The organism is Mesorhizobium sp. LNHC209A00 (genome assembly GCF_000502915.1).
GTDB lineage: Bacteria > Pseudomonadota > Alphaproteobacteria > Rhizobiales > Rhizobiaceae > Mesorhizobium.
The window spans coordinates 21,580-36,453 of the sequence record NZ_AYWT01000011.1; the positions used below are offsets into that span (position 1 = coordinate 21,580).

The following is a 14,874-nucleotide window of genomic DNA, read 5'->3' on the forward strand; positions in this document are numbered from 1 at the left end:
GAGTCGCTGCTCATGTCCGAAAATTGTAGAGGTTTTTCGGACGATCAACAAGAAGCCTGTCCGAAAGATATATACAAATTTCGGACAGGGCCATCTCATCTCCACTTAGGACCGATCCGGTTGCCAGTCGCTCATCTGCAAAATGTTTCCGCCGAGTTTTGCGAACGCGCGTTGGCGGCAGGAGAAAACGAGAATCTGCTGATCGCGTGATTGACGATGCAAAGCGTCGAACATGCGCTCAATGCGATCGTCATCGGAATAGACCAACGCGTCATCTAGGATGACCGGTGTGGGTCGCCCGTCGCGGGCGAGCAGACGGGCGAAGGCCAGCCGGGTCAGAACCGAAAGCTGTTCTCGCATGCCGCCACTCAGCCTCTCGACATCCTCGTCCTGACCATTGCGGCGAACGGTCTGCGGCAACAGTGTGTTCTCGTCGAACACTATGGAGATGTCATCGAATAGCAATCCAAGCAGCGGCCGCAGCTCGGACATGACCGGCTTTAGATAAAGATCGCGTGCCGTCGAGCGCGCGGCGACCAGCGTAGTGCGCAGCCGGTCGAGGACGGCCTTTTCGATTTCGAAGCGTCTCACTCGTTCTCCAGAGGCTTCCAATTTTTCTCTGGCTTCGTGCCAAGCTTCTTCTACCGCGTCTTCGGACCGAGTACGAATATGGCCATTGAGGTCGGCTAGAGTTACACGCAACTGACTTTCTTCCTGTGCCGCCGCATCCTGAACCGAGCGGGCGCGGCGCAGAACGGCTTCAGCGCTGGCGAGGTCATGAGCGCTGTCGCGAAAGGGAGCAGCACGCATTTCGGCCGCTTCGCGCAGAGTTTGTCGTGTGGTGGCCTCAGTGAGGAGCATGCGCTCCTTTCCCTCGCGCGCTGCATCAGGTCCCAATATCACCTCGAGGCTCGTCAGTTCCGCCTGGATGGTGAGGTAAGCCGTCTCCGCGGCCATGACAGCCTCGTCGGCATGGCTGCGCAAGGGAAGCGCCTCGCGAGCGCTGTTCCGTGTTGTCGCCACCCGCTGCTCGGCTGCGGCATGATGTTGCCGGACCTGTTCCGGATCGACTTTGAGTTCGAGGTTCCCGGCCCCGAGGGCGCTCAGTCGGGCAAACTCGTCGTGCAATTGCTGTATTCCCTTGGGCGCGAGATCGCCTAGCCGCTGACGCGCCAAGCTAAGTTCGGCTGCCTTGTCGCGCGCTTCCACCAGGCGCTGGCGTGCCGTCCTGAGGCTGTCGACACCGAGGGACGCAAGCAGGGTGTGGTGCTTCGCTTCGGCTTCTTCGATGGTCCGGTTGGCTTGCTGGGGCCGATTTGAGCGCAGGGTCAAAGCTCCGACGCCGGCAATGTCTATGCGCACGGTGCCAGCAAAGCTTTGGTCTATTGCATGGAGCAAAGGCTTGGCATCGATGGTTACCAAATCGGCGGCGCCGTCCCGGTATTCCATGCGTAGCGTCGGCAGGGTTCCCAGTTGAGCTGCACGAAGACCGGCAATGTCGAGTTCGAGCTCTTGGAGCTGCTCGACAGCCTGTTCCGGCACCGCCAGCATCGCCAGCGCTGCCTCTCCATCTTCGATCTGGGTTCTGGCGACTTCAGCTTGTTTCAAGCGGTTGTGCAGGCTGGCCAGTTGTTCGGCAGCATCGCGCGCCAAGAGGGCCGCATCCAGCCGCGCGAGCAATTCGCGCGTTTCGCGCTCTTCCTGTTCGGCCGCTTGAACTTCGGCCATCGCTTGTTCGTTTTCGACTATGGCAGAAGCGCGCCGATCGAGAACCTCACTGCGGCGGAGCTGCGCTATGGTCGACTGTTGGTGCAAATCCGCGGCTCGTTTGAGCGCGGTATGAAAACTGTCGAGGGCCTGCTTCGCGGCGTCGTGGTGAATTACGGCCAGGGCAGCTTCCGCCTCAGCAGCCTTCAGGGCTTCGCTATGCGATTTGGCGGCCCCAACTGCGGCTTCCGCGGCCGAGATGGCTTCCCGCCGGATGGCGCCTTCTTCGGGGTTTTCAAGCTCAGACAGACGCGCCAACTCCATGCGCCGCTTGTCGAGCGCATCGCGCAAACCTGCAACTTCGGCACCAAGGCGCAGTTCTTCTTCCAGCAGTTTGTCACGCTCATGGAGCGCCGCCGCATAGAGACCGCCGCTCTTGGGACGCAGCGTTGACGTAACCAGGCTATAGAGTTCTTCTTCGCATGCTGCGGCGATTTCCGCCATGCGTCGCCCGCCGGTCAGGGCTTCAACTTCCCCCTGAACCGAGGATAGTAGGCTTTCGCGCACGCGTTTGTCGCCATCCTCCTCGCTTTTGCTGCGCCTTTCGATGCCGGTGATCCCTTGGCGAACCCAGAGCAATCCTGCCGGTCCTGCGCTTCCGCCATGGATTAGTTTGCCGATAAAGGCTTCGGCCTCATCGGCTTGAGCCAACAGTCGGCCCCGCTCGAGGTCCGTAACGCTGGCCAGCTTGCCTCCATAAAACTGATTGGTAAGCCGATAGCGTCCTTCTGAAGTGGTGATGTCGGCCTCCACCACCGGATTGCCACCACTATAAGGCCGTAGCAGTCTTACGCCTTCGGGCGTCCCCGAATGGGGTTGGAAAAAGAGGGCGTGCAACGCTTCGAAGAAGGTTGATTTGCCGAACTCGTTGACCGCGCAAAGCACGTTGACGCCGTCGCCGATGTCTTCGATGGCAACGCCTTTACCAGCGAACCGTTTGACGTTGTGAAGCCTAAGGGCTGTAAGCTTCATGATCCCATTGCCTCGCAATAGCCGAACAGCCGAACAAGCGCTTCTCGCGATATGTCGCGTTCGACAGACGACCGCGTTTCATCGGCGCTTTCATCCAACAGCGCCTGCGCTGCCTCGCGCAGGGCACCGGAGCGATCGATCCGATCCAAATCGCTGCTTTCGCAATCGGTCGCGAGCCCGTCCCCTTCCAGCTCCAGATAGGCCAAGTCGGGCGCGACTGCTGCTACCGCCGCTTCAAGGGCGGTTCGTCCGCTTAACCGTAACCGGCCAGACGCGACAACTCGCAACAAGGTTTGACGCCGCAGGTGTGCAGGCGGTAGCAACGCTTCAAATGCCGCCGGACTGTTGTCGCCCGACAGCAAATGCAGGGAAGCGACTTTCCAGGAAAAGCTGGCGGTCTCGACGGCCGCGATCTCCGGTATGGCGCGGGGCCCCGCAATGGAAACGACAAGGGCCTGCCCGGGTGTGTCATGCTTGAAACGGTCAGGTTCGGGCGAGCCACTATAGCGGGTGCGCTCATTGATGGCGACTGTCCCATGCCAATCTCCCAGTGCCAGATAATCGAGACCGGCCTTGGCCGCGCGACCTGGCGCAATGACGTCGGACGCTGCTGATTCCTCCGAAAAGGACTGGATGGCGCCATGAGCAAGGCCGAGCCGCATGGCGCCTTCCGGCGTCGCGGCGCTGTCCATCCACTCGGTAAGGTCGCGCCCGGGCCGACGGGTCGTACACGGCGCAGGTAGCAGCGCCACGTCCGCAGCAATGGTCAGGATTTCGGGCCGGGTCGCCAGCAGGACATTGTCTGGCACAACGCTACCCGCGGCGCTCCACAATTGATCAGCTAACAGTGAATCGTGGTTGCCAGGGAGCAGTATCCAGCGCAAGGGCGCGCTCTGGCTCATCTCGGCAAGGGCCTGCCGCAACATCGCTGGTGTGGGCGTTTCGGTGTCGAACGTATCGCCGGCCAGCAATATGGTGGATGCACCACGGACCCGTGCCTGTTCTGCCAGCCGGCTGATCGCGCTATGGCGCGCTTCACGGAGCCGCCCGCGCAGATCCTCCGGCATGTTGCCGAACCGCTTGCCGATATGAAGATCGGAGCTGTGGATGAATCGAAACATGGAGTCTCCGAGACTATGTCGGTGCCAGGTAGCGCCGGGCGCGATCGATGGCCTCATCCAGCCGGGAGCGTGATATCGCCGCAAGTCGCTCGACGCCGAGCAGACGTGCAAGGTCGAGAGCGGGGTCGGACTGTTCCAGAATGTCCTCGTTCGCGACGACGACAGCGGCTAGCTCGGCCATTGGAATGTCGGCAATGGACCGGCGGGCATGGGCGTCAAACGGCATGCGATAATCAAGCAGATCGACCACCGTCCCCTTTTTCCATAGGAAGCTGCCGCTGGATTCTTCAGTTCTATCAAAATCGCGCAGATGCAGGTCGATCCGCTCCCGAATCTTGTTGCCCGTTCTGAGCCAGCCATGCGCCCGTGCGATGCGCTGCGCAAAGATCGGAAGAGCACACGTCTGNGATGCAGGTCGATCCGCTCCCGAATCTTGTTGCCCGTTCTGAGCCAGCCATGCGCCCGTGCGATGCGCTGCGCAAGGACGTCTTCTCGCAGCGGGCCTTCCTGTACGATCACTGCGTCGACCATGGTCCGCAAAGTGCCTCGGTAGGCGAAATCGTAAAAATGATCCGGGCTGGTAGCGAATGCTGATAGGTCAGTGAGGCGATAACGGTCGTCCGTCGGTACGGAATCATGCGTCGAATTCGCGGCAGCAGCAGGCAAAATTGCTCCAGATGCTGATGGGTGCTCTACCGTCGCGACGGGAGCGGCGACAAGCTCTGACTCTGATTTTATCGACAAGCTTGCAGGTTCGCCGGTCGATGCAAACTCTTCAGCTGGCAATGGGTCTATGGGGTCGACCTTATGGCCCATGTCCCATTGGATCGCCGCTTCACTTTCCTGTTGTTCAGCTTGCTTGCGACGGCTTTCCTCGAGCAGCGCGGCCAGGCTGGCATGGAGCCTATCGGTGCAACCTTCGAGATCAAACCACCAATCGGTTGACCATACCCGGACAATGTTCCACCCGAGGCCTCGCAGGACCTGCTCGCGGACCTTGTCTCGATCTCGCGCCGTGGCAGAACTGTGATAAGCAGCGCCGTCACACTCGACCCCCGCCAGATAGGCTCCGGCGAGATCGGGATGCCGGATCCCTATATCCACTCGAAAGCCAGAAATGCCAACTTGTGGAACGATGGTCCATCCGCGCTTCTCAAGCTCGGCGGCTACAGCCTCCTCGAAAGGGGATTCCAAGGCCCCGACCGATCCGCGTTCCTGCGCTGGCAACGCCACGGCGCCGCGCTCGGCAAAATCGAGGAAGGTTTTAAGATGCTGTACACCGATTGCCTTAGTCCGGTTGGGGTCGATCTGGTCGGCGGTAAAACCTGAAAATACTATCAGTTCCTGCCGCGCACGCGTCACCGCGACGTTCAGCCGGCGTTCGCCGCCGTCCCGATTTAGCGCCCCGAAATCCATGGAGCGCTTGCCGGCGTTATCTTGCGAGAAAGTGATCGAAAACAGGATTATGTCGCGCTCGTCGCCCTGGACATTTTCCAGATTCTTGACGATGGCGGGTTCAATACGATCATCGGCAAAGAACCATTCAAGCTCCGGCTCCATCTGTCGCGCCTTGTCGAAAAAGTCGAGGATGAGCGACTGCTGTTGCGCGTTGAAGGTGATGACTCCGAGCGTGGGGCGGTCCTTTTCTGGAAGGGCCAGCCAACACCGCATCCTGCTGACCGCCTCGTCGGTGACCGCTTGAGCTTCGATCCGGTTGGTGCGACTTTTTCCTCGGTCGTAGATGCCGGTCGTGATCTTTCGCAGCTGCACTGCCCGATCTTCCACCGTTGGGGAAGGGAAGGTGATGAGCCTATTCTGATAGTAGTGATGGTTGGAGAAGGCGATCAGCGACTCATTGCGGCTACGATAATGCCAGCGCAGGTCACGCACCGGTATGCCGGCCGCTTTGGCTTCATCGAGAATGCTCTCAAGATCCTTTTCGTGCTCGACGACTTCCTCGTCCTCCTCGTTGCGGCCAAAGAAATTGGTGGGCGGCAACTGCTTGGGATCGCCTACGATAATGGTTTGATGGGCTCGCGCGATAGCACCGACAGCGTCCCAGGTGGTGATCTGCGATGCTTCGTCGAAAATGACCACGTCGAAAAGCGCCTGGTCGGGAGGTAGGTATTGAGCGATTGAAAGAGGCGACATCAGCATGCAAGGAGCGAGCTTGGCAAAGCTCGATGGCATAGCGCCGATCATCTCGCGGATTGACCTGCTGGGCCGCTGCAATTCCATCTGATGGCGCAACAGGCCCAACTCGGAATTGCGCGGGACGCTTTGCACAGCCGGCAAACCATGAGCGATGGCACTGATAACGCGAAGGCTCGCTTGAGCGCGGACAAGATCGTCGATCTCCCGGAAATCTTCGATGGCGTGCTCGTGCTGGAAGCGACGGAAATTCCGCAGCACCGGATCGGCATCTAGCGTGGCCGGTAGCCACCAGCGTACATAGGCCAGGCGGAACGCGGATTGAGCTTCGGTTGGTCGCACTAGACCCGCCTCGATATCGTCTACCAACGCTCCCAGATTCTGACTGACAGCTCTGCGACGTATGCCGCACCACGAAGTCCAGTCCCGCAGAAGATGATGCGCATCGAGCAAGTCTCCGATCGCAGTCGTCAATTCGGTCAGCGGGTTATCATGTCCTGCCGACGAAGGCGTCTTTCCAGCAGTGATCGCAAACTGGGTCCTCGCAGCCTCAAATGCTGCAGAAGCCGCAAGGAAGCGGGCTGCCCCATGGCGCATCGTGCTATCTGCTGCACCGCTTCGCAGGCTGGGGGCGGTTGCTTGGAGGAGCGCTCTGAGATCCTCCGTGCCGAGGCCGGGTAGGCGTAGCGTCTGTCGAAGCCTTTCGGCGAGCGAGAGTATCTGATCGATACGGTCGGTATCGGTGTCCAGTGCGGCAAATCCGATCGGCTTCCCAGATAGGATGTTCGCTTCGACACTGGCCCGGCGGTCCTGCATCACGCGCAACAGCGGCAAGTCGTGCTGAGGATCGGCCGCGCCCTCTGCCACATAGCCTTGAAGCAGCTTCTGGACTTTGCGTTTGCCCAACTGACTGTTTGGCCAGAAGGCAGAAGCGGCCTGTTGCCATTGCTGCTCTATGTCCTCTATTCGTATGCGCGCAACCGCAGCCTCGTCATAGCGTGCCGACAGGTCCTTGCGAGATTTGCGATAGTCTCCGATTGCATCATTGAGAGTGGCGAGGCCTCCCCGCAACTGGGCGAAATCTCGATCAAAGACAATGCTGACGTCATAGCCGGCACTGTCCTGGAGTGCCCCTGCTAGGTTTCGCAGCGCTTCGAGCTCTGCTGTTGACGCATCGCCTTTGGCGCGCAGGCCGATGCTCACCAGGAAGGCGTCGAGTGCGGTGGTTAGAACCTCGGACGCACTCTTGAGGGTCTTTGCCCCTTCAAGCAAATTATCCTGCCAGCCTGACGTCCACTCGGTGACATCTATGAGACGCAAGACCGGTCGCATCTCCACTGACTGAAATGCGAGACCCGTTTCGGCGGCAATACGCTCCAGCGCCAGCCGGCTTGCCTCGTCATGGCCATCGCACGAAGGCCACGACAATCCTGGAGCGTGCTGTTGCTTGTTCTTGAGAGCTATGCCAAGCGCCAGATAGGGCGTGAGACCATTGATATGGGGCCGATGCAGCGCTTCGACATAGGTATTCAGTTCGTCGCGACGGACGCGAAGCCGCTCATTGATCGCAATCCACTCCGCTGCGTCCACGCGCACGCCGCTTTCCCAGCTGATCCTGAGCTGGTTGAGAAAGTTGCGTCGGTCCGCCTTACTGGAATGGAGTTCGAGACAGTGCGCGCCCAGGCCATGTTCGCGAAGGCGGCGATACACCACATCGAGCGCCGCCGTCTTCTCGGCCACGAACAGCACGGTTTTGCCAACTGAAAGACAGTTGGCAATCATGTTGGCGATGGTCTGGCTCTTGCCAGTGCCGGGGGGACCGATGATGACAAAGTCTCGACCCTCAGCGGCGGCAAGGCTTGCCGCGGTCTGTGAAGAGTCGGCCGGCAGCAGCGAAACGATATCGGACGGGGCATAGTGCCGATCGAGTTCGCGCTCGTCCCGGAATATTGAACCATTCCCCTCGAACGCTATCTCCGGCGTATCGATCAGGTGGCGCACGACGCGGTTTTCGCGCAGAGCATCGGTACGCTCGACCAGATCTTTCCACATAAGAAACTTGGCGAAGGAGAAGGTTGAGAGCGCCGTCTCGTCTACCACCTCCATGCCGGGGACGTCGCGCACTGCCTGACGCATGAGACTTAGCAGACGCGGCACATCAACGCCGCTTTCGTCTTCGGGCAGCTCACCGGAGAACTGTGGCAGTTTGAGCTCGAAATCGCGCTCAAGAAACTGCAACAGGGTTGCGTTGAACCGCGGCTCATCCTCATGAAAGCGCAAAGTAAAACGCGACGTTGCGCTGCGGCGCTCGATTTTGACCGGCACGAGCAACAATGGCGCGCGATAGCTGCGCTCGTCCTCGGCCTTCTTCTTCCAGCGCAGGAAGCCGACCGCCAGGAAAAGCGTATTCGCGCCGCCCTCGGCAAAATCGTTGCGCACTTGCCGGTAAAGATCGATCAGCCGGGATTCCAATTGACGCCCATCGAGCGTCGACGGGAGCTCGTCGCGCAGAAGCGCTTCCGCGGCAAAGCCACGCTGGAGGTCACGTCCGTGCACCTCGCGATAGAGGGCAGCATCCCGCTCGCCCAGTGGATTCTGTTCGGGCAGCGAAATCAGCCGGATCGAAGCGCCTGCCATCAGGCGGTCCTCGAGGTAGCCGACGTCAGTGCAAAGAAACGGAATTGTCTTCTTGGAGTCCGGAAAATTGAGCAGGCGGTTCCGCAGTGTCAAATCGAGGAGCTTTTTCTGCCAGCGGTCGATCCGCCCGGCAGCTGTCGTCGGCTTCACCTCAACGATGTCGGCAGGCTGGGCTGTCACGGCCGGTGCCGCTGGCAGCGGCAGCGCGATTTCGGTTGCTACTTCGGTATCCACGCTGCGACGCATCGGTTCGTGCGAGGCAAGCGGCGTAATGCCGCCGCTGCGCGAGCGGCGGATATCGATAGCGGCGACAAAGGTGCCCACCTGCGTTTCATCGAGCCGCTGTTCGATTGTTCGTTGCGCAGCCTCCAGCGTCATCGCCGGCCGATGCGTTACGCCGGTTGTTTCGAATACGATCAGTTCGCGCGAAGCCAGCGCCTTGCGAATCTCCATGGCATCGGCTTCGATGGCGTTGGCGAGCGTCTTTTGTGTCATCCAGACGCCGACGGCAGCGTGGCCCTGGAACATAAGCACGACTGGGTGCAGGCCCGTCGCCTCCAGGGCGGAGGCGAACAACAGACTGGCATCGAGACAGGTAGCCAGCCTCTCTGCCGTAATTGTTGAGGGACGTCGGATTTTTTGGCCTCGGCTTTCGAAGCTTGCAGGAGGCTCGGCATAATGCAGGGATAGACCAGCAACGGCCGAATAAATTGCGGCCGCCAGCATGAATGAGCGTTGCGGATTGCCGCTTTGATAGCCATCGAGGCTGGAGGCGTGACCATGCGCTGCGAGCCGCTCCGCTGCGGAACGCAGCAGTCCTGCGATCGCCGGGTCGTTCGGCATGACGAACGCAGGCAGCAATTGCGCCATATCGATGACGCCACCCCATTCGTCGCGGGCAAGCAGGCGCACCGCAACACGCTGCTCGGCCAGCACTGCGCCTCCTGAGGTTAGGCGCAACGTTATCTCCCCACGCTCAGCCTCGTTGAGACCGGCCAGATAGCTGGCGTCGAGATCGATTTTTCGATCGCTTAAGGGAAGCCGGTCGCCAGCAACGATCCGATCAATTGTCCAGCTTTTGGCGCGCAGAAAAGGGGGGTTCGATGTCAGCTCGAGAGTGCATTTTTCGAAGCCCTGCTGGGTTGGGTTATTGAGAGAAATGGACCGGATCACCGGAATGGCATTTTGGAAGGATGCATATGTAAAGCTGGCGGCGATGTCAGCCACTACTTCTATTACGGGCGCGGCTGATATACCGGCGGCGTCGCCAGTGTCCGAACTCGTTTCCATGCCCCATCCCCTATTTTCATTCACGATAGAACTTTGCGACCAGAATTTGAAAGTAAATTCTCGGGATGGTGTCCGCTTAGTTTTTCAGCAGCGTAAACTACGAAATACGAGCCGCATCCGTCACTCGACAGTTGTCGGCCGCGACTGGTCGATGAGGCCAGCCGCGCTTGCTTCCAGGTTTCGCTGAGCTGCACGGCCGCCGTTTGGGGCCGGACTGCGTTCAACTGGGGGTCTTTGGCCCGCTCCTTTCAAGACCATAGGTGGTCGCCCCTTTTTGGCACGAAGCAAACAATCGCGGGTGATGCTGTGCATAGCCGCAGTGCGCCCAATGTCAGTCATTCCAGAGATCACAGCGAAATCTGGAGCCGGACAATGTTGGTGACTTGCCAGTCCGTTTCTGATCTCGTCAACCTACCCGATTCGGGCCGTGGCATAAGTTCGTTTCAATGCTGCCGCACTAAGCCACAATCCTCGCTCGTTCATAGGCCGGCCAGAACTATTCATGCTCCCAACACCCCAAATGCCTGACGAAGAGGGACCAATGACGACTGCACTCTCGACCATGAATGTCGGGGATATAGAGGGGCAATTCCGCATCTGCGCCTATCAGCGCGGATATCGCTGGGGCAGGCACGAAGTCCACCAACTGCTCGAGGACATTTGGGAAAGCAAAGGTCAAACGTATCGGCTGCAGCCGATCGTTGTTCGGGCCATCGGCGAGAACGAATGGGAACTAATCGACGGACAGCAGCGCCTGACAACGCTCTACCTGATCTATCTTTTCATGCAGAGATCGCGGCTGAAAAAGTTCGGTCCCCAGTATTCGATCGTCTACGAGACACGTTACAAAAGCGCCGAGTTTCTCAGGGCGCCGGATAGTGCGCAGGCCGAGGACAATATCGATTTTTACTTTCTCTACGCGGCCTATGCGGAAATCGAAGCCTGGTTCGGCCCGGACGAGCACAAGCAGCAGGAACGGGCCGACAAGCTGTTCATCTGGCTCAAGGACGGGGTCGAGGTAATCTGGTATGAGACGGGTGCCGAAGAGGACCCGATCGCTCTGTTTGCGCGGCTCAATGTCGGGCGCATTCCGCTTACCGATGCTGAGTTGGTCAAGGCGCATCTGCTAACGCAGGTACAGGGGCCTCAACATCGTGCGGACCGCGCCTTTTCGGTTGCCGCGCAATGGGATGGCATCGAGCGCGATCTGCGCCGCCCCGACATCTGGGCCTTCATCTCCAATCGGCAGGGCGACGATTACCCCACGCGGATCACCCTGCTGCTCGATACGCTCGCCGAGCGGTTGCAATTACCGGATGCACAGCATGGCCAGCGCCAGACCTTTGAGAGACTGAGGGATGCAATAACGCGCGACCCCATGGACTTCTGGAACGAGGTGGTGGAATTGCACGCTCGCGTGCTGGGCTGGTTCGAGGATCATCACCTCTATCACCGGATCGGCTTCCTGATCGCCAGCGGAGACAGCTTTGCGGAGATACTTGCCTTGGCGCGAGGCAAGCTGGTCAGTGAATTCACCCAGGCGCTGGTCGGACGAATTGTGGAAAAGCTCGACCTCAGCCGCAAGGCGCTTTCCGAGATCAGTTACGAGAGCGGCGCCGGCCGGAAGAAAGCCCAACAGGCATTGTTGTTAATGAATGTCGAGACCTCCCGCCGCCGCGACCTGTCGGGCGAGCGCTTTCCCTTTGCGGCGCATCACGGCGAAAGCTGGTCGCTAGAACATATCCACGCCCAGCACTCAGACGTGCTGCGGAACGAGGAGGAGTGGCACAGCTGGCTCGCGCTTCATTACAAGGTACTGGCCGACCTGCCGATTAGCGACGAGTTGCTGATCCAGCGTGACAACCTGCTCGCTGAATTGAAAGCTGTGTCCCGGCCGGTCACCAACTTAGTGTTCCAGCGGCTTTCGGTAGCTGTGATCGACCTTTTGACCGCCACGGATCAGGCTGTGGGCGCTGCCAATATGGCAAATGACATGCACGGCATCGCCAACCTAGCCTTGCTACAGAGCGGCAAGAACAGCGTCCTGAGCAATTCAGCCTTTGAGGCTAAGCGGCAGGATCTGCTCGCGATGGACAAGGAAGGCGCCTATATCCCCGTCTGCACGCGGCAGGTATTCCTTAAATATTTCGGCGATCACGGCGCCCGCAAACCCTATTTCTGGAGCCTGCAGGATCGCGAGGCTTATTTTGAGGCGCTCGAAGATCTGCTCGGTCCCTATTTCAAGGCGACAGTCTGATGCTGGAAAGCTTCATCACCTCCTATGCGCATCTGTTCGAGACGCGGGACGGCGGAACTCAGATCGATCAGGTCGAGGTGCCCCTCATCCAGCGCGACTATGCACAGGGGCGTAGCGACAACACGGCGGTTCAAATCCGAGCTTCCTTTGTCGAGGCCCTCCATAAGGCCATCATCGATGACCATCCCATTAGTCTCGATTTCGTTTATGGCGACCTCAGCAGTGGCACGCTGAAGCCGCTTGACGGTCAGCAGAGGCTGACTACGCTATTTCTGCTGCATTGGTATCTCGCGTCTCGCACCGGACGGCTATCGCCGGGCGACAGCTGGACGCGCTTCCGCTATTCTACCCGTCCGACCGCGGAATTGTTCTGCGAGTTGCTGGGCCGACATGCCTTTGCTGGGTCATGTACTGTGTCGGAATGGCTGACCGACCAAGCTTGGTATCTGCATACTTGGAACCACGATCCGACCGTGCAATCCATGCTCAGGATGCTTGACACAATCCATGCGCACTTCGCCGCCGCAGATTTCGAACAGGCATGGGCGCGCTTGACCGATAAGACGCGGCCTGCGGTATCGTTTCACGTCTTGCCGCTTAAAAGCGCCGTCGAGAGCAATGCGCTTTACATCAAGATGAATTCCCGAGGAAAGCCGCTAACGCCATTCGAAAACTTCAAGGCGCGGCTTGAGCAAATTACGAATCGCCTACCGAAGGCGGGTGATTTCGCCCGAAAAATGGATACGACTTGGTCGGATCTGTTCTGGGTCTACCGCGGCAGAGACAATATCGTCGACGAGCAGATGCTGCGTTACCTGGAATTCGTTCTAGAGATCGCTTTGTGGCGCCAAGGGCAATTTGCCTTGGAAGATACGTTCAAGCTAGCCGAGCAATTGTTCGGGCCCGCCAACAATCCGGCGGCTGCGGACAATCTGAATTGGCTCGCACGGTCCATCGACATCTGGAGCGATATCGACATTGCCGCCTATTTCGGGTCGCATATGCGCTGCAATGCGTCAGACCCGACCGAGGGCCTCCCAATGTTTCGGGATGAGGTAGACCTGTTCAAGCAGTGTTGCGACAGCTATTCGCGACGCGCGGGCAGTCGGCCCTTCGGCTGGCCCGAAACGCTGCTGTTGTATGCCTTTGTCACCCACCGCGATGAGGAAACGGCGGACTTCCCACGGCGGCTGCGCATGCTGCGCAATCTGATCGAGGCCTCGCCCAACGAGCTGCGCCTCGAGAATATGCCCGGCTTGATCAAGGACGTAGAGACTCTTGTTCGCGAGCCTGACATTAGGAAAGCCTTGCGGCTGACGACGTTCAATTCCGGGCAGGTCGGGGACGAGAATGACAAGGTCGCCGCCATCGAGCGGGAGCCGGCCATCGAGGCCGCCCTTCTTCGCCTCGAGGATCATACCCTGTTGCGCGGCTGTTTGATCGCTTTTGACCTCGATGTCGATGCGGCGACTTTCAATGCTCGCGCCGCAAAATTCGAGTGCTGCTTCTCGGACAAAACCCTCTGGCCCACTCTGACGGCGGCCCTCCTGGCGGTGGGGAACTACAGCCGACCGAAGGGTGCACGGTTTTATTTCGGCAGCGCCAAAGACAATGCGACATCGTGGCGTGAAGTATTGACGCGGGGCAACCGCGAGGATGCCAAGCGGACTCGGGACATCCTGGCGATCCTGCTCGACCGGCTGTCGCAATCGACGAGTGAGCCAAAGACCTTGCTGGAGGGCTTGATTGCCGACTACCTGGCCGACGCACCAGCTTCGGATGGCTATGACTGGCGCTGGTATCTGGTCAAATATCCCATCATGCGCGACGGCAATTCCGGTATCTATGTCGGTAATGACCGTGAGCTGGGCTATGGCCTATGCATGTTGGACAAAACGCAACTTAACAGCAACTACCGCGATCCATTTCTTTCGGCGATCATCAAGCAGGCTGGCGCGCCCGATGATTCCGTGCGTGACCGGTTCAACGGTTACGCGCACATTCCGCGGCTGATGGTGCTGACCAGGAGTGGAACGAAGATCCAGTGCATTCCTGACGGCTACCAAGTGGTTCCGCCAGAGGATGCGGCGCAGAATATCAGTTATCACGTCATAGCCGCAAAATATGGCATTTCCAATAACCTGCTCTCTATAGCCAAGATGTCGGCCAATAGCACCATCGATGCGGTGGATCGGATTGTTATTGGCGGAAAAATTCTGGGCGAACTAGTCGATGCCGGACTTTAGTTCGATTACATATCTTGCAACTTCCGATGCCTTTGACGGTCGGAACCTGAAGTTCAATGGCAGCTGGACGCGAAACCCGCCTGGCGGCCTTTGAATCAGGGACGGGCCGAGCTGACTTCGCATGTTCCGAAATGACCGGATTAGGGCCTCCGACTAAGTGGCGATTAGAAATCCAATAGCACTGCGCCGCAGTGTTCATGGTTTGTGCTTCGAAAGTCGCATAATTGGCAGTCAGGAACTTTTCCCGTCCGCGATGTGATGTCCGGAATTATCTGGCATTTCGTGGGGTTTACCAGTCCGGAATTATGGCTTGCGTGTGTGTGGCTATGCCACTGAATTTTCGGGCCGAGGGTAGGAGATTCTGATTCTAAGACGAGGTTTACCAATGGCCTCAATGACAGGTAATTCTGGACTGGCATTAACTGGTTGGATT

The 14,874-nt window shown here is 59.0% G+C and carries 6 protein-coding genes; 2 read left to right on the forward strand and 4 right to left on the reverse strand.

Annotation, left to right across the window (positions count from 1 at the left end):
- Positions 1 to 105: 105 nt before the first annotated feature.
- Genes X739_RS143470 through X739_RS07055 form a run of 4 tightly spaced genes read right to left on the reverse strand, consistent with a single transcriptional unit; the run spans position 106 to position 9,938 of the window.
- Positions 106 to 2,739, reverse strand: coding sequence for an AAA family ATPase (locus X739_RS143470; RefSeq protein WP_023795425.1), 2,634 nt, complete (start codon positions 2,737 to 2,739; stop codon positions 106 to 108).
- Entirely contained in the window at positions 2,736 to 3,860 is a 1,125-nt protein-coding gene (locus tag X739_RS143465; protein WP_023795426.1) for a DNA repair exonuclease, read from the reverse strand. The genes X739_RS143470 and X739_RS143465 overlap by 4 nt, the downstream gene beginning before the upstream one ends.
- A gap of 13 nt (positions 3,861 to 3,873) precedes the next feature.
- Positions 3,874 to 4,041: a hypothetical protein gene (locus tag X739_RS1000000171375; RefSeq protein ID WP_023795427.1), complete on the reverse strand. Its 168-nt coding sequence runs from the start codon at positions 4,039 to 4,041 to the stop codon at positions 3,874 to 3,876.
- A complete protein-coding gene (locus X739_RS07055; protein WP_023795428.1) occupies positions 4,029 to 9,938 on the reverse strand; it encodes a DUF3320 domain-containing protein in 5,910 nt (1,969 codons plus the stop codon). Before X739_RS07055 ends, X739_RS1000000171375 begins: the two co-directional genes overlap by 13 nt.
- 541 nt (positions 9,939 to 10,479) lie before the next feature.
- Between X739_RS07055 and X739_RS143460 the strand changes: the two genes are divergently transcribed.
- Positions 10,480 to 12,195: a DUF262 domain-containing protein gene (locus tag X739_RS143460; RefSeq protein WP_023795429.1), complete on the forward strand. Its 1,716-nt coding sequence runs from the start codon at positions 10,480 to 10,482 to the stop codon at positions 12,193 to 12,195.
- Positions 12,195 to 14,441: a DUF262 domain-containing protein gene (locus X739_RS143455; protein WP_023795430.1), complete on the forward strand. Its 2,247-nt coding sequence runs from the start codon at positions 12,195 to 12,197 to the stop codon at positions 14,439 to 14,441. The genes X739_RS143460 and X739_RS143455 overlap by 1 nt, the downstream gene beginning before the upstream one ends.
- Positions 14,442 to 14,874: the final 433 nt, after the last annotated feature.